At 59.7% G+C, this 16441-nt stretch carries 16 protein-coding genes; 11 read left to right on the plus strand and 5 right to left on the minus strand.

The features are described from left to right. Nucleotides 1–7 precede the first annotated feature (7 nt). From AC15MQ_RS01200 to AC15MQ_RS01230, 7 genes are all read left to right on the plus strand, one after another. Nucleotides 8–1021 carry an inorganic phosphate transporter gene (locus tag AC15MQ_RS01200; RefSeq protein WP_287654188.1) on the plus strand — a complete coding sequence of 338 codons (1014 nt, stop codon included), beginning with the start codon at nt 8–10 and terminating at the stop codon, nt 1019–1021. A 110-nt stretch (nt 1022–1131) separates the two neighbouring features. After that, entirely contained in the window at nt 1132–1767 is a 636-nt protein-coding gene (locus AC15MQ_RS01205) for a DUF47 domain-containing protein (protein ID WP_483079084.1), read from the plus strand. Between the two features lie 351 nt (nt 1768–2118). Next, nucleotides 2119–2799: a TIGR00153 family protein gene (locus AC15MQ_RS01210; RefSeq protein WP_287654190.1), complete on the plus strand. Its 681-nt coding sequence runs from the start codon at nt 2119–2121 to the stop codon at nt 2797–2799. Between the two features lie 88 nt (nt 2800–2887). After that, a complete protein-coding gene (locus tag AC15MQ_RS01215; protein ID WP_483079085.1) occupies nt 2888–4168 on the plus strand; it encodes an inorganic phosphate transporter in 1281 nt (426 codons plus the stop codon). 50 nt (nt 4169–4218) lie between these two features. Then, nucleotides 4219–4833, plus strand: coding sequence for a serine/threonine protein phosphatase (locus tag AC15MQ_RS01220; protein WP_287669434.1), 615 nt, complete (start codon nt 4219–4221; stop codon nt 4831–4833). Further along, complete coding sequence (locus tag AC15MQ_RS01225) at nt 4830–6290, plus strand: metallophosphoesterase (RefSeq protein WP_483079086.1); 1461 nt, start codon at nt 4830–4832, stop codon at nt 6288–6290. The genes AC15MQ_RS01220 and AC15MQ_RS01225 overlap by 4 nt, the downstream gene beginning before the upstream one ends. 92 nt (nt 6291–6382) lie before the next feature. Continuing rightward, nucleotides 6383–6586, plus strand: coding sequence for a SlyX family protein (locus tag AC15MQ_RS01230; protein ID WP_287654194.1), 204 nt, complete (start codon nt 6383–6385; stop codon nt 6584–6586). Nucleotides 6587–6600: 14 nt separating this feature from the next. Here AC15MQ_RS01230 and AC15MQ_RS01235 read toward each other — a convergent pair whose 3' ends face one another. After that, the gene (locus tag AC15MQ_RS01235) at nt 6601–8496 is read right to left on the minus strand and encodes a peptidase U32 family protein (protein WP_483079087.1); all 1896 of its coding nucleotides are present in this window, start codon (nt 8494–8496) and stop codon (nt 6601–6603) included. Between the two features lie 185 nt (nt 8497–8681). On the opposite strand from AC15MQ_RS01235, the gene AC15MQ_RS01240 reads away from it, so the two are divergent. Beyond that, the gene (locus AC15MQ_RS01240) at nt 8682–8966 is read left to right on the plus strand and encodes a hypothetical protein (protein ID WP_287654197.1); all 285 of its coding nucleotides are present in this window, start codon (nt 8682–8684) and stop codon (nt 8964–8966) included. Nucleotides 8967–9710: 744 nt separating this feature from the next. On the opposite strand, the gene dnaQ is transcribed toward AC15MQ_RS01240, so the two are convergent. From dnaQ to AC15MQ_RS01255, 3 genes are read right to left on the minus strand one after another with little or no spacing between them, the layout of a single operon-like run. Next, on the minus strand, nt 9711–10430 hold the full coding sequence (gene dnaQ / locus AC15MQ_RS01245) for a DNA polymerase III subunit epsilon (RefSeq protein WP_287669428.1): 720 nt from the start codon (nt 10428–10430) through the stop codon (nt 9711–9713). A 58-nt stretch (nt 10431–10488) separates the two neighbouring features. Next, nucleotides 10489–10956 carry a ribonuclease HI gene (gene rnhA, locus AC15MQ_RS01250; RefSeq protein WP_287654199.1) on the minus strand — a complete coding sequence of 156 codons (468 nt, stop codon included), beginning with the start codon at nt 10954–10956 and terminating at the stop codon, nt 10489–10491. Then, the gene (locus AC15MQ_RS01255; RefSeq protein ID WP_287654200.1) at nt 10946–11671 is read right to left on the minus strand and encodes a class I SAM-dependent methyltransferase; all 726 of its coding nucleotides are present in this window, start codon (nt 11669–11671) and stop codon (nt 10946–10948) included. The genes rnhA and AC15MQ_RS01255 overlap by 11 nt, the downstream gene beginning before the upstream one ends. 27 nt (nt 11672–11698) lie before the next feature. Here AC15MQ_RS01255 and gloB point away from each other — a divergent pair, with 27 nt between their 5' ends. Further along, the gene (gene gloB / locus AC15MQ_RS01260; protein WP_287654224.1) at nt 11699–12460 is read left to right on the plus strand and encodes a hydroxyacylglutathione hydrolase; all 762 of its coding nucleotides are present in this window, start codon (nt 11699–11701) and stop codon (nt 12458–12460) included. 8 nt (nt 12461–12468) lie between these two features. Here the strand turns inward: gloB and AC15MQ_RS01265 are convergent, their stop codons facing one another. After that, nucleotides 12469–12876: a response regulator transcription factor gene (locus AC15MQ_RS01265; protein WP_287654201.1), complete on the minus strand. Its 408-nt coding sequence runs from the start codon at nt 12874–12876 to the stop codon at nt 12469–12471. Nucleotides 12877–13044: 168 nt separating this feature from the next. On the opposite strand from AC15MQ_RS01265, the gene AC15MQ_RS01270 reads away from it, so the two are divergent. Further along, complete coding sequence (locus AC15MQ_RS01270; RefSeq protein WP_483079088.1) at nt 13045–13311, plus strand: DUF748 domain-containing protein; 267 nt, start codon at nt 13045–13047, stop codon at nt 13309–13311. Nucleotides 13312–13325: 14 nt separating this feature from the next. Further along, nucleotides 13326–16436: a DUF748 domain-containing protein gene (locus AC15MQ_RS01275; RefSeq protein WP_483079225.1), complete on the plus strand. Its 3111-nt coding sequence runs from the start codon at nt 13326–13328 to the stop codon at nt 16434–16436. Nucleotides 16437–16441: the final 5 nt, after the last annotated feature.

A 16441-nucleotide genomic window follows, 5' to 3' on the forward strand; every position in this document is an offset into this window, starting at 1 on the left:
GTCGAAAATGGAAGGCCTAAATATGAGCATCTGGACGCTGGCGTTGCTGATCGCAATTGCGCTGGCGTTCGACTTCATGAACGGGTTTCATGATGGTGCCAACTCGATCTCGACGATCGTGGCAACCGGCGCCCTGACACCCAAGCAGGCGGTTCTGTTCGCCGCGTTCTTCAACTTCGCTGCCTTGTGGGTGTTTCAGCTCAAGGTGGCGGCAACGATCGGCAAGGGCACCGTCGACCCGAGTTTCGTTGATTATTACGTGATCTTCGGGGCGTTGATGGGCGCCCTGATCTGGAACATCATCACCTGGTACTACGGCATTCCTTCGTCGTCGTCACACGCGCTGGTCGGTGGCCTGGTCGGAGCGACGGTGGCCAAGGCCGGTTCGGGGGCGCCGATCGTCTGGGAGGGTTTCGGCAAGATTCTCGCTTTCATCATCATCTCGCCGCTGGTCGGGGTAATCATCGGCGGTTTGTTGATGGTTCTGGTGGCCTGGATATTCCGAGGTACCTCGCCGTATCAGGCCGGGAAGTTTTTCAAGGGCGGGCAGTTGTTTGCCGCTGCCGCGTACAGCCTGGGCCACGGCGGTAACGACGCCCAGAAGACGATCGGCATCATCTGGCTGTTGATGATCACCGCTGGTGTGGCGACCAAGGACGTGGCGACCCTGCCGTCCTGGGTGATCTATTCGTGCTACGCCGCGATTGCCTGGGGAACGTACCTGGGTGGCTGGCGCATCGTCAAGACGATGGGTACCAAGATCACCAAGCTCAATGCGGTGAGTGGTTCGTGCGCTTCGATGGGCGGTGCGATCACGCTGGGCCTGGCGACGCTGGGCGGCATTCCGGTGTCGACGACGCACACCATCACCGGCGCGATCATCGGTGTCGGCGCGGCGACCGACGTCAAGGCGGTGCGCTGGGCGATTACCATGAATCTGATGGTCGCCTGGGTGCTGACGATTCCTGCCGCGGGTTTGGTCGCGGCGTTTTTCTGGTATGTCGGGACCAAGTTCATGTAAGCGCGGCGCGCTCGCACGACCCCCCCGTCAGGGGGGGGCGTCGGAGTATCAGAATCCACCACACCGTGTGCACCACTCGTTACAACAGATGAATATCAAGGGAGTTACTTATGCTACCGAAGCGGACCGAGTTTTTTGAGCTTCTCGCGGCCCACAGCGAGCGTGTCCTGGCAGGTGCCAATGCGATGTTGCGCCTGATCACCAGCCTGGGGGTCAGCCAGGCGGATGTCGCCGCGCTGGTTCAGGAAATCAACATGAACGAAGCGAGCGCGGACCAGATCAAGGCTGATCTGATGACGATGCTGCACAAGTCCTTCGTCACCCCGCTCAACCGCGATCAGGTCTACGCACTGACGCTGGATATCGACCGCGTGATGAATGCGGTGCAGGATGTTGCCCAGGCGGTCGGCATCTACAACATCACCGAGGTCAATGCCGAATCACGCGAACTGGCGTCGATGGCGGTGGAGGCCTGCTCGCGGCTGACGCGCGCCATCGCCGCCTTGAAGGAAAAGGAGCGCAGCGACACGACGCTCAACCTCTGCGTTGAGATCGAGCGCATCGAAGAGAAGTCCGATCTGGTCATGCAACGGGCGATCAAGGCGCTGTTTCAGCAGGAGGGAGATGATCGTGCGGCTTTGCGGGCGCTGGGCTTGCGGCAGTTCTATGCGCTGCAGGAGAAGGTGCTTCGTGGCTGCAAGGCTTCTGCCCAGATGCTCGAAGAGATCCTGATTCAGAATGCCTGAGCACTGGCGTTGAACGCACGGCACACGACGCTCATCCGATGGCGTGTTAGCCCACTGTAATAATGCGACGCCCCGGCAACAACGGGGCGTCTTCTTGTGTGCCCGGCGTTGCGACGACAAGAATGTGAAGGCGTCGGGCGTGCTCACCGGTCCTGGCCGGCGCGCGCGCCTGCAGCTGACGTGGAAACGTAGGTCTGCACAATCTCCCCTCTGTCGAACTTCGGAATACAATGCGCGCGCAGAGTCGCGTGCGGGCCAGAAGGGGGTCGAAGAGTATCTGATCCGACATAGGCGACCGTTCGGGGCGTCCATTTGCCTCGATTTCTTCACCTGCGCCAGCGGAGGATGCCGATGTTATCGACCAACCCGATGGCGGCTTTGTTCGGCAGGTCGCCGTTCAAGCCGCTGCAGCAACACATGTGCGTCGTGATCGAGTGCGTTGCCGAGGTGCAGCCCTTGTTTCAAGCCTTGATTGATGACGATCAGGAGCAACTCGAAGAGCGAAAGAACAGGATTTTTCTCAAGGAGCGTGAGGCTGACGCGATCAAGAACGACATCTGCGACCACTTGCCGAAGCGGCTGCTGCTGGCCGTGGACCGCCAGGATTTGCTCGAACTGCTGGCCATGCAGGACGCCATTGCCGATACCGCACAGGACATTGCCGGCCTGCTCGTTGAACGCCGGATGGAACTGCTCTCAGGGATGGCCGAACCGCTGATGCGGCTGGTGGTACGCTGCCTCGAAACCTGCACGCAGGCTCAGGCGACAATTGAAAGACTCGACGAGTTGTTGGAAACCGGTTTCCGCGGGCGTGAAGTCAAGCGGGTGGAAGCGATGGTCGTGGAATTGGGAAACATGGAAAGCGATACTGACGTAATGGGCATGGCGCTGACCCGCGCATTGTTCTCTGAGGAAGAGAAGCTCAAACCGCTGTCGGTGATGTTCTGGTATCAGTTGATCCAGTGGGTTGGCAATCTGGCCGATCACGCCGAAAGAGTGGGCGATCGGCTGCGGCTGCTGATCGCCCGTTGACGATGGTCATTTCGACGCGTAGACAAGGTCCGTCCTCCGACCGGTGGCCATTGCCCACGCAAGATACGCGAGTTCTTTGCGGCGATTGATGGCTGAGCGCCGGAACATGGAAATCATCGAACAGCATCAAACCATCCTTCTGGTCATGGCCCTTGTTTTTGGCCTCTACATGACTTGGGGAATCGGTGCCAACGACGTCGCCAATGCCATGGGCACGTCGGTTGGATCAGGTGCGATCAGCATCAGGCAGGCGATCGTCCTGGCAGCGATCATGGAACTCTGCGGCGCCTACCTGGCGGGAGGTAAGGTGGCCGACACGATTTCGAAGGGCATCCTCAACGGTGGACGGTTTGAATCGACTCCGGAGCTCTTGGTGTTCGGCATGATTGGGGCCTTGCTGGCCGCCGGCATCTGGCTGATGCTGGCGAGCATGCGTGGGTGGCCGGTGTCGGCAACGCATGCGATCGTCGGCGCAGTGTCCGGCGCCGGCCTTGCTGCGCTTGGTGTTGACGCCGTGCAATGGGGAATGCTGGGAGAAATCGTCGCCAGCTGGTTTGTCTCGCCGGTTCTTGGCGGTTTGGTGTCGCTGGTGCTGACCTTGAGCATCCGCAGACTGATTCTGAACCGCGCGGACCCCATCGGCCAGGCGCGCAAGTGGGGCCCGATGTACGCCTTCCTGGTCGGCTGGATCGTCTCGCTGATCACCGTCAGCAAAGGACTCAAGCACGTCGACCTTGACCTCGGCGTGGTCGATGGCCAGGTGCTTTCGATCTTGATCGGTTTGCTCCTGGCCGTCGTCGCCTGGCTGATGATGCGGCGCATCAAGCTCGACGATTGCGCTGATCGGGCTTTTCACTATGCCAGCGTCGAGCGGCTTTTCATCCCTCAGATGGTATTCACCTGTGCTGCCCTGGCTTTCGCGCACGGTTCGAACGATGTGGCCAATGGCATCGGGCCGATGGCTGAGGTCATTCAGATCATCGAAACAAGGGCGGTATTGGCGGAGTCGGCGGTAACTCCTTTCATGTTGTTCATCGGCGGCGCCGGCCTGGTCGCCGGTCTGGCGACCTATGGCTACAAAGTCATCGCTACATTGGGCTACAAGATTACCGCCTTGACGCCAACACGTGCTTACTGCGCCACGGTTGCTGCCTCGTTCGTGACCGTGGCAGCTTCTGGCCTGGGCCTGCCGGTGTCCACCACCCACATTGCGGTGGGTGCGGTGATGGGGGTGGGGATTGTACGCGGGATCGGTGCCCTGGACCTGCGGGTGATTGGCGGCATCGTGCTCTCCTGGTTCATCACTGTGCCGGTTGCGGCACTCCTGGGAGCGCTCATTTTTCACTTGCTCCGAGTTGTATTTTCCTAGCATGGCCGCCATAAACTGCTTCGCTTGCCCGAGCCCCTGAAGCTGCAGCCATGCCGGATCTTTCCACACAACCGATCGACTCGGTGCAGCACTTCAAGGGGACGGACTTTCCCGCCGACATACGGTTTCGCCAGATCCTGGTGACCGGTCCCCCCGGGGCTGGCAAGAGTACCTTGATCATGCACCTCGGCGGCTGGTCTGAGGAGGGCTACCTGGACCTCGCCCGGAAGCATTGGTGGCGATCCGAGGTGCTGTCGGTGCGGCCACGCGAGATTCATCTGGGAATACCCTTCCAGGGTCTGCCCAATGCGGTTTCGGTTTTTGATGCCGAGTTCCTGGAGTGCGATCCATTTCCGCCGATCGATTTCGCTCGTGTCGTCCTGCCGCCTCGCAAGCGCTATTTTTTCTCGGTAGACTGGTATCGCCGTTATGTGTTCGAGTTCCTGCTGCCTCCCCCGGAACTGGTCCTGGCACGTCGTACGGAACGGGCGCGCCATAGCACACACCCGGTTGATGCCCAACTCAGCCTCGAAATCTGCACCGCGCAGCTTGATGTATTCCGCCGTATTGCGGAGTACTTGCACCACCAGGGGCTGAATGTGTATCTTCGCGAGGGCATGGAGGGATGTCTGCGACGTTTCGTCAAGTCGCAGTCCGAACCGTGAGAAGGACCGCGACCCCACGCGTATTCAGGCTGGCAAGCCTGCTGGCCTGGCTGAAAGCCGTCGTCGCCCGGCTGGGTTTTGGCTGGGGGCATAACCTCAAGCTGGGCGATGCCTACCGCTTGGGTAGTACCAAGGTTCGAGTCCCGCTCGACGGCCTGTCTATCGAGATATCGCTCGGGTTGAACGAAAAGCGGCTGCACCTTTACCCCGAGACGCGCCTCAACCCGCGCGGTGAACCGGTCCCGCTGGAAAGTTTCGTGATCGTTGATCCCAGTGCACATCGTCGGCGGATCAGCGGCTTTCTGCGCCTGACGCAAAAAAAATGGCTGGCTCTGGGCTCGGCCGACGCGGTGCAGCAGGCGCTTTTCCAGTATCCGCCGGCAGTTGCCGAGCAGCATCTGGTCCTCATTTATGGTCGGGATGCACTGGTCTTTCGCAATTTGAGCGACGCCGGCACTTCAATTGGCCCTGCGCTTGATGAGCCAAGATGGATTCGTGACAGCCGTTTGCGGCGGCTGCGCCAGATCTTCGGCGGCCCTATCCGGTTGCTGCCGAGAGACGAGGCCATACGCCTCATCGACGAGGTCATTACGGTGCTGCAGGGGGAAAGCTATCGCGCCAAGGATGACCGGGGCTTGCCCGGTGGGCTGCTGATGCTGCCCCAGAGGCTGACTCCGATTCTGGTCGCCGACCTGCATGCGCAGGTCGACAATCTGCTGACCGTGCTCAGTCAGAATGCTTTTCTCGACGCCCTGGAGGACGGTAGCGCAGCCCTGATTCTGCTGGGGGATGCGGTGCATTCGGAGGAAGACGGACAACTCCGGGAAATGGACAGTTCGATGCTGATGATGGACTTGATCTTCAGGCTCAAGCTGCGTTTTCCGGAGCAGGTGTTCTATGTTCGGGGTAACCATGATTCGTTTTCCGAGGACATGTCCAAGGACGGGATTCCACAAGGCCTGCTGTGGGCTCGGGCACTGAGCGAGCGCCGGGGAACGGCCTATTTGAAAGCCATGGAGGCGTTCTATCGGCTGTTGCCTTATGTTGTCGCCTCCCCGGACTTCGTGGCCTGCCACGCGGCTGCACCGACGACCCGTGTGAACCAGGAGATGCTGGTGCAAATTCACCGTCACCCGAAATTGATGCTCGAATTGATCAACAACCGCTTGCGTCGTCCCAATCGCCCGCAAGGCTATTACCGCGGCGACGTCGGACGCTTGCGGCGCGCTCTGCAGCTTGACCCGGCGACGCCTTTCATCGTTGGTCATACGCCGATCGATCGGGAAGATACCCTTTGGCTCGACGTGGACGGTATCGCCAACCATCACGTGCTGTTCAGCGCCAACCCCGATCAGGTCGGCGTATTCACCCGTGTTGGTGAGACGATGATTCCCCTGGTGTATCCGGTCGACGCGTTGACGCCGCTCATCAATACCCTTGAAGGGGAGGTGGGCTGATTTGCGTTGCCGGGTTCGACATACAATGGCTGCACGCCTGCGGCCCGCGATAGGGGTTGCCTGGGGTGGCGCAGCATCAGGAGAAGTCAGCGATGGAAGAACGCCTGAACGAAGTCGAAACAAGGATTGGTCTCGCCGAGGATCTGGTGGAAGAACTCAATCTCGTGGTTTACAGGCAGCAACAACAGATCGAGCTTCTGCAGAGCCAATTGCGCCATCTGCATCAGCAATTGCAGGACGGTCTCACCGCTGCCGGCGAGCGGCACCCACGTGAGGAAATTCCGCCGCACTACTGAGCCGGCAATACCAGCTATCTTTCCCGGACCGGCAGCGTGCGCTGCTTGCCGGGCTTGCCGATGACATGCATTTCGCAGGCCTTGCAGTCGAAGCGCAAGGTCAGTTTCTCCTTGCCGTTGATCAGGATCATCGGTTCGGGGCGGATTCCCTTGACCTGCTTCGGGCAGAGATCGAAGGAGTAGCGCAGACAGTGCTTGGTGATCATCAGCGAAACCTCGCCTTTGACCTGACCACATTCGTATGCCGGTTCAATCACACTGACTCCGTGGCGCGCATAGAAGGTGCGCGCGCTGGTATTGAAAACACCAGCCAGGTAGTCCAGAGACTGTTCAGGGTAGGGAACCGGTGGTTCAATCGGCGGCCGACGAAGAGGCCGCTGGTAGGCGGCGCAGCGGGCTGCATCCAGCGTTGCAAGAGTATCGCGTCGCAACTGGTTCAGGGTCGCTGCCGGAAGGAACCAGTCGCCTGCCAGATCAATACCGATGCGCTCGGCGAAATAGATGCTCTCTCCCAGTCGACCTAGGCAGTCACGCATGCTCGTCCTTGCCTGCTCGGCGTTGCGGGCCGGTTGCTGGCAGTGGCTCGTGGTGACAACGACACTCACGCCTTGATCGTCGGTCATCATCAAGGCGAAACCGTCGCCACTTTCGAAGAGGCGCAGGTGCAGGGGAATTCGGCGGTGGGCCGATTCCTTTGCCAATACTCGCTCGAACTCCTGGTCTCGATTGCGATAGATTCTGGTCCCGGGCCTGAGTTCGGGAGGAAGCCGCTTGGCACCGCTCAGTTGTGGAAAAAGACGGTAGCCATCGGCGCATTTTTCCGCTCGATTGACCTGTGTGCCGAATAATTCCCCCTTTGCGTCGAACCACGCAATGCCATCACCATTGTGCAGCTCGGCGCAACTGCTTACTTCGAAATTGTCGGGGCCGAGAAAGGTGAGCGTGCCGATTTCGTCGCCGATGAACTTTGGCGAGTCAAATGCACCGATGTCCAACTGGCGACCTTTGACAAAATAATCGGTGCTGCCCCTGTTGAACGTCTTGTCGGGCTGTGGCGTGAACAGGAAGGTGCTGCGGCCCGAGGAACTGCGGCTGTAGTGCGGCCGTTCGGCGATAATTTCGTCGAGCAGCAGACGATAATGTGCGGTGATATTCTTGACATAAGCGAGGTCCTTCAGGCGACCCTCGATCTTGAACGAACTGATTCCGGCATCCAGTAGCGCACGCAGGTTGTCACTCTGGTTGTTGTCCTTGATCGAGAGCAGATGGCGATTGGCAGCGACGAGTTGGCCGTTCTGGCTGGCGAGCGAATACGGCAGTCGGCAGGCCTGCGAGCACTCGCCACGGTTGGCGCTACGCCCGGTCTGGGCATAGCTGAGATTGCACAGACCACTGTAACTGACGCAAAGCGCGCCGTGGACGAAGAATTCCAGCACGATCCTGGTTTTGTTGGCGATCACACGAATCTGATCGAGCGCCAGTTCGCGCGCCAGCACGATCTGGGAGAAACCCACATCCTCGAGGAAACGTGCTTTCTCAAGCGAACGGATGTTGGTTTGCGTGCTGGCGTGCAACTGGATCGGCGGCAGGTCGAGCTCGAGCAGCCCCATGTCCTGGACGATCAAGGCGTCTGCGCCGGCATCGTAGAGTTGCCAGATCAGGCCGCGCGCCTGCTCAAGTTCCTCGTCTTTGAGCAGGGTATTCATCGCCACCAGTACCCGTGCGTTGTAGCGGTGGGCGAAGCTGGCGAGGCGTCCGATATCGGCCACGGAATTGTCTGCCTTGGTCCGAGCGCCGAACGCCGGACCGCCGACATAGACAGCGTCAGCGCCATGGATGATCGCTTCGATCCCGAACTCGGCATTCCTGGCGGGAGCCAGCAGTTCGATCATTTTTCGGTTCAGGGGCATGTGGGGGGGCGCGCAAGCAATGCACGCATTGTATAACGTACGCATGTCAAGGCTGATGGCCATGGCCAATGTGCTGGGCCGTGTGGGAAGGGCAGCTTTCTTGACCCTGGCTGTCAACCGCTGCGCACAGCGAGCGTTACTCGGACCATGGGTGAGACGCTAAAATACTTCGACAGGAGAACAAAATGGGTAGCTTAAGCACCGAGTCCTTTGACCAGTTTCTGGATTCACTCAAGCAGGCTGGTGTAGAAATCAGCAATGAGTGCGAATTGCGGGAGCGGTTGGCAGAAGCCCAGCGCTGGCGTTTTGCTTTTGCCACCTTGGCGGCCAATGGCCGACCGTTGGGAATTCGTTTTCAGGACAGGAGCAGTGGGGCTAACGAGGCAGATATTCACCGGACCCTTGCGCGCTTCCAGTTTCCAGAAGTCCTGCAGACGACGTTTGCTGCCAGCTTGCGGGCTGAGCATTGATTACAAGCTGATCTCCCCGCGGGAAGATCAGTCTCATCGAGTCCGCCGATCCTTGGGTCACTCCGGGGTGTCGGGGAACTAAAAGGCCCGCTTCGAAGCGGGCCTTTTTCAGTGAACCTGATGCCCTGCTGACTCTGACTCGGGTGGCGGATATTACCCCTCGGCTCTCCGCGCATCAGTGTCTAATCGGTTTGGCTTGTGGGGGGAGTAGGCTCCCTGCGAGGATGCCCCTTGAACGCTGCGACGAAATCGACACGTGCAAGCTTGTTGAACCTCTGCCGCTGTGTGAGTCATAATGTCGGCATGAACGATCCAATTCCTCAAGACCCGCGTCGGCGGCTTCGTGAACTTCTCGCCATACCAGAGCGAGATCGCTCCGATGAGCAGTGGGATGAGATCATCGAGATCGAAATCACCATCGCTCCGGGAAACCGCGAGTCAGACCGACCTGCGGACAGACAGCCAGAGCGGCAGGCCGAGAAACGTCAGGGCGTCCCTTCGCCGGGTCGTCGCCAGGAACAGCGGAAGACTGGAACCAGACCTACGCCTCCGAGACCGGAGCAGCGGCCACCACCGGCCCGACCCGAGACTGTTTCCGACGCGCAGCCTGATGCGCGAGCGTCCGAGCCTCGGACGCCCAAGCGGCACGTTCGGCGACCCCGACGCCCTCCCGATACGCCCGGCGAAAGCTGATACACGCTACGGCACGCCAGGTTGCAGGCATTCACGAGGATGGGTGTAGCCTCAGCCGCTGCTGTCGCGTGGTAGCCACAGGCATTTGCCTTTGCTGAATTGCTCTATGCTCGCCAAGACATCCGCGTGGGCAACGATTTCTTCCGGGCTGGCGCGCCTGACCAGTTGTGGCCGGTGGCGGTTGGCGATAAACGCGTTGCTGGTGACTTCGATACCCGCGTTGTTATCGTCGCCGAGGTCGATAATCAAGCTTTCCTGACCGCGGGTCATTGCCAGGTAAACCTCGGCGAGAATCTCCGCATCAAGCAGGGCACCGTGCAATGTGCGCTGTGAGTTGTCGACTCCGTAGCGCTCGCACAGGGCGTTCAGGTTGTTCTTCTTTCCGGGATGCAGATCCTTGGCCATGCGCAGGGTGTCGCAGATGCCGTTACAGACCGTGCCGATCGGAGCCATGTCGAGAAGAGCCAGTTCGGCGTTCAGAAAACCGATGTCGAAAGCGGCGTTGTGGATGACCAGTTCGGCGCTGCGCACAAAGTCGAGAAACTCGACCGCAACGTCGGCGAAGCGCGGTTTGTCGACGAGAAACTCGCGGCTGATCCCGTGCACCGCCAGAGCACCGGCGTCGATATCCCTTTCCGGGTTCAGGTAGCTGTGGAAATGCCGGTTGGTCAGACGCCGATTGAACATCTCGACACCGGCGATCTCGATGATGCGGTGTCCGAGCTTGTGCTCCAGGCCGGTGGTTTCAGTATCGAGAAAGATCTGGCGCATCAGTAGGTTCCCTGGTAGTGAAGGTCGCTTCAGCGAATCGTGATCGGTGCTGCGGCTGTCAGGACGTAATGCTTGTCGGCGCCCGTTGCAGTTCGTCCATGCCGCGATTGGCCAGGGCGTCGGCACGCTCGTTTCCGACGTGACCCGCATGTCCTTTAACCCAGCACCACTTGACCTGGTGTTGCCCGGCGAGTTCATCGAGTCGTTGCCAAAGGTCGGCGTTCTTTACCGGCTTCTTGTCCGAGGTTCGCCAGCCATTGCGCTTCCAGTTGTGGATCCACTCGCTGATGCCTTTTTGCAGGTATTGCGAATCGGTATGCAAATGTACGGTCGCAGGCTTCCTGAGCGCTTCCAGGGCGCGTATGGCGGCGGTCATTTCCATGCGGTTGTTGGTGGTAGTTTTTTCGCCGCCCCAGAGTTCTTTTTCCTGACCACCAGCCTGCAGGAGAACTCCCCAACCACCGGGCCCAGGGTTGCCACGACAGCCTCCGTCGGCGTAGATGTTGATGATCGCTTCATGGTTCATACAGTTCAATCTCCTTCTTGCTGACTACCGACAAGGCCTTTCGTGGTGAAGCTTGCTGCTTCCAGTTCGGAAGGATCAAGCGCATGCCATGCACGCGCTTGATCGCACGCAGCAGGTAGACACCTCCGGCAGGGTTCCACCAACGATTGCCGGCGGCCTCCACGAAATGCCAGCGCTTGAGCCAGCGTTGATGATGGCAGGGTGGCGAATAACAGCCGAAGCACCCGCGGTCGACCTCAAAACCGAGAAGTTGCAGCCAGTCCTTGAGGCGCGGCACCGAGAGATAGTGGCCGTTCCACGGGAAGCCGCCGGGGCAGTTGGGCAGCCGGCGCCGCAGCCCCCAAAGTGAGAGTGGATTGAAACCGGTAATCAGCACTTCACCTTCCGGAATCAAAACGCGCTCAACCTCGCGCAATATCTGGTGCTGGTGGTCATGGAACTCCAGTACGTGCGCCATGACCACCAGGTCGATGCTGTGCGCCGCGAATGGGAGTTGACGCAGATCGCAGACGACGTCGACAGTTGCTGAATCGCCAACCATCTGTCGCAAGGGGATGCGGTTCTGAGCCAGCAGGTCGCGTTGCGGCAGGCCTAGCTGGATCGCGTTGTAGCCGAAAAGGTCGGCAACGATGGCGTCGATCCGGGCCTGCTCCCAGGCCATGACGTAGTTTCCTTGCGGGCTTTGCAGCCAGTCGTCGAGTCCAGCGATTGACATTTTCCGCAATTCTTCCAAAATTCAATGATGTTCGATGTCATCCGTATTCCAGCATTCAAGGATAACTACATCTGGCTGTTGCGCAAGGGCGCTGCAGCAGCCGTGGTTGATCCCGGCGATGCGCAGCCGGTCCTCGAAGTGCTGGAGCGCGAGCACTTGTCTCTGACCGCAATTCTCGTTACCCATCACCACGCCGATCATCAGGGAGGGGTGTCCCGCCTGCTGGCGCACTACAGGGCCGAGGTTTTCGGTCCGGCGGTGGAATCGATCACCGGCAGGACCACCCCGGTACGCGGCGGCGATACGGTTCGCATTCCCTTCTGTGACATCGAGTTTCAGGTGCTTGATGTGCCGGGGCATACACTCGGACACGTCGCGTATTATGGCGCAGGCTGTCTGTTCTGTGGCGACACCTTGTTCGGTGCCGGTTGTGGACGTTTGTTCGAGGGGACGGCGGCGCAGATGGCCGATTCTCTGGCCAGGCTGGCGGCGCTGCCGGAACAGACAGCGGTCTATTGCGCACATGAATACACCCAGGCGAATCTGCGTTTTGCGTTGGCGGTTGAGCCCGGGAATCGTTGCCTGCGAAGCCGGGCGGAGGCGGTGTCGTTGGCTCGCGACGAGGGGTTGCCGACGATTCCATCGACCATTGCGCTGGAAAAGGCGAGCAACCCTTTTCTGCGTTGTGGAGAACCGGAGGTCGTTGCCTCGGCACGACGACGGGTGCCTGAGGCGAAGGATGCGGTGGCCGTGTTTGCCGCCCTGCGTGCCTGGAAGGACGGCTTCTGAACGTTCCTTCAGGCGCTTACTCGGCGTGCGGCAGGGCTCTTTGCGGCCCACGCCTGCCTGACCGTATCGAGCACCTTGCCGGCATTGAATGGCTTGATGATGAAGCCGCTGGCACCGCCTCGGATTGATTCCCGGACGTTATCCACGCTGGGGCTGCCGGTAACCATGACGATGACGATCTCCGGGTGCATCGTCTTGATCGTGTGCATGGCTTCTATGCCGCCCATCTCGGGCATCATGACGTCCATGCAGATGATGTCGGGCCGCAGGCGTTCGGCGAGTTCGAGTGCACCGACTCCATTCTTGGCCTCGCCGATGACCGGATATTCGCTGTTGCGCAGGATGGTGCGCAACAGCGTCCGCATCAACTCGCAATCGTCAACGATCACGATGCTCGGAACCGGGGGAGAACTCATGTTCCTGCCCTGCTTGAACTGATTCTCAGCAGCACGTGGCGGCTGCCAGTGGCGGTGGCGCATGCCGGGCTTGCCTGTTGAATCGCCCGTTCGCTCGCGACGCTTGCTGCGCCGCCGTCCGTTCGTGCTAAATTCAGCATTCCACCTGCCAGTCCGCGCCTTGCTGCCATGACTACAAGAAACGATAGCCCTCCCAAGGCGAATGCCTCCCTGAATGTCAGAAAATACGCACTGCGTGTCGCCGTCGCCTTGTCCATCATCGGCGTGCTCGGTTTTCTTGTGCTGCCACCGCTGGTCAAATCTACGCTGGTCGAGAAGCTTTCCGCAGCACTCCACCGACCGGTAAGCGTCGGGAACATCAGCATAAACCCGTACACGCTATCCGTGCAAGTTGCCGGCCTGGCCATACAGGAAAAGGGGGGGGCGAAACGGTAGCAGGTTTTGAAAGCCTGTATTTCAATGTCGAGGCGGTTTCGCTCTTCCGCGGTGGGCCGGTGATCAGTGAGTTGACGCTGCTGGGACCGACAGTCAAGGTCATCCGCCTGGCTGACGGGAGGCTCAATTTCTCGGACCTGATCGACGAGTTCATGGCCAAGCCGGATTCGGATGATCCTGCTCCCCTTTTTTCGTTCAACAACATACAACTCAACGGCGGCAAGATCGAATTCGACGATCGGATGATGAACGAGAAGCATCTCATCAGTGAGATCAAGATCGCCTTGCCTTTCATCTCGAGCTTGCCGCACGCTACTGAGATTTTCGTGGAGCCGGCCTTCTCCGCATCGATCGATGGCTCGCCGCTGGTCGTCGAGGGCAAGAGCAAGCCCTTCACCAATTCTCTGGAAAGTGAGTTGGCTTTCGACCTGCATGGTGTGAAGCTCGGCAGCTACGTCGATTATGCGCCGCTCAACTTACCGATTCAGGTCGTTTCAGGGGCCCTCGACAGTGATTTGAAGCTGCGCTTTCGCCGACAGGAGGCGAATCGTTCGACGCTCAGCCTGGTCGGCAATGTGGTGATCAAGGATCTCGTGGTGCAGGATTCCCAGGGTGCTCCACTGCTGTCCTTGAAGCGTCTGGAGGTGTTGCTCGGAGACGTCGATCCGCTCAACCGCCGCTTTGTCATCGAGCGCGTGTCAGTAGATTCGCCGGAGATTTACGGTCGGGTCAGTCGGCAGGGAACGATCAACTGGGTCGACTTCTTCACCAGGGAAACGGCGGCGCGTGCGGCCACCGCGACCGGCCCTACTACACCGGCTGAATCCTTGCCGGTGGAGTGGTCTGTGGGCGAAACGAAGATCACTGGCGGTGCTCTCCGCTGGCTCGACGAGTCGCATGGCAAGCCGTTCAATGCGAGCGTTGAAGGGCTTGACCTGGGCTTGCGGAAGCTTGATAGCACGTCTGGCGCACCCGCTGAGTTCGAGGCTGCCTGGCGTCTGCAGGCGGCCCCATGGGTCAAGGCGGACGCGGTATCGATCAAGGGCGGTCAACTCGATCTGGCAAAGCGTGCAGTGGTGATCGACGAAGTTGCGGCACGCGGTGTCGGCATGCTGATCCGGCGTGCCGGCAACTCCGGCATCGAGTTTGTTCAGGGCCCTGTCTTGCGCGTCGTCAAGGCCTCTCAAAAAGACACCGCGGAGCCATGGAAGCTGATGGTCGCCAAGTGTCGCGTCGCCGACCTCGGACTGCGTTTCGAAGATGGTGCCGTGACGCCGGCCGCAACCCAAACCATTGAAGGGTTGAGCGCCGAGGCTGAGAACCTGTCGACCGAACCCGGCCAGGTCGCCAAGGTATCGACCCGTTTTCGCGTCAATCGCAAGGGAGATGTCGAGGTCGGCGGTAGCGTCAAGGTGTTCCCGCTCGATGTGGATCTCAATTTGGCCGTCAAGACCCTGGAGCTATTGCCCCTGCAACCGTATTTTACCGATCGGCTGAATATCGACGTCACGCGCGGGCAACTGACGCTGAGTGGCGCTGTGCAGTTGCGGCAGACCGGCAAGGGCGAAGTGGACCCGAGCAATCTCAGCGGTGGCTTTTCCGGACAGGTGACGGTCGGCGATTTCTACGCGGTCGACAAGATCAATTCCGCCGACTTCCTGAAATGGAAATCGCTGTACCTCGGCAAGCTCGACGTACACGCCAACCCGGAGTCGCTGTCGATTGGCGAAGTGGCACTCGCCGATTTCTTCGCACGGGTAATCATCAGTCGCGAGGGCAAGCTGAATCTGTTGCAGATCATTCGGCAGCCCGGCGTGGTGCCCCCGGTGGCCGCAGGCGAAAGGTCTGACAAGGCACCGCCGCCTGCTGTCGCCGCTGCGGGCAAGTCCGTGGTCCCGGTCGTTGCTGGCGACAGACCGCTGCTGCCGGTAAGGATCGGGAAGATCACTCTCCAGGGCGGCGACATCAAGTTCAGCGACAACTTCATCAGACCGAATTATTCGGCGAATCTGAAGAAGATCGGCGGCACGATCAGCGGTCTGTCATCCGCGGCGGACAGTGTCGCAAGTCTCGAACTGCGGGGCAGTTACGACAATATCGCGCCACTCAACGTGTCAGGGCAAATCAACCCGCTGTCGGCCAAACCCTATCTCGATCTGCAGGCAGACATCAAGGGTATCGAGATGACCTCCCTGTCGCCCTATTCGGGCAAGTACGCCGGTTACGCGATCGAAAAAGGCAAACTTTCTCTGTTCGTCAAGTACAAGATCGAAAACAGTCAATTGACAGCCGAGAACCGCGTTTTTCTGGATCAACTGACTTTCGGCAATCCGGTCGACAGCCCGGAGGCGACCAAGTTGCCGGTTACGCTTGCGGTTGCTCTGCTCAAGAACCGCAACGGGGAGATCGATATCAATCTGCCAATCGCCGGTTCGCTCAATGACCCGGAATTCAGCGTCGGGGGTCTGGTGGTCAAGGTGATCGTGAACCTGTTGGTCAAGGCAGCGACCTCACCGTTTGCCTTGCTGGGGTCGATATTTGGCGGTGGCGAGGAACTGTCCATTGTCGAGTTCGATTTGGGGCAGGCGGCGATCACGCCACCGGCACAGCAGCGTCTCGAGAACCTGACCAAGGCCCTCCTCGATCGGCCGGCGCTGAAGCTGGAAATCGAGGGGCGAGCCGATCCGCTGAGCGATCCCGAAGGCTTGAAGCGTGCTCGCCTGGAGCAAAGGGTGCGGGCGCTGAAACGCGAGGAACTGACCAGGAAGGGCGTGGAAAGCGGCTCGGCGGATGCCGTAGAAGTCAGTGCCAAGGAATACCCGGTATTGCTTGAGCGCGTTTATCGGAGCGAAAAGTTTCCCAAGCCGCGCAATCTGGTCGGCATGGTGAAAGGCTTGCCGGTGGAGGAAATGGAGAAGCTGATTCTGGCCAATTCGAGCGTGGATGACGAAGATCTGCGCGATCTTGCCGATCGACGCGCCAAATCCGTCCGCGATTGGCTGATTTCCCGAGGTCTCCCTTCCGAGCGTCTGTTCCTGCTCCCGGTCCAGCTTCTTGGTGCGAAAGACAAGTCGGGATCCGAAGTCCAGGCCAGGACAGGCCGCGTGCTTTTGAACTTGAAGTAAGAAGG

This window comes from Candidatus Accumulibacter propinquus (assembly GCF_056856495.1).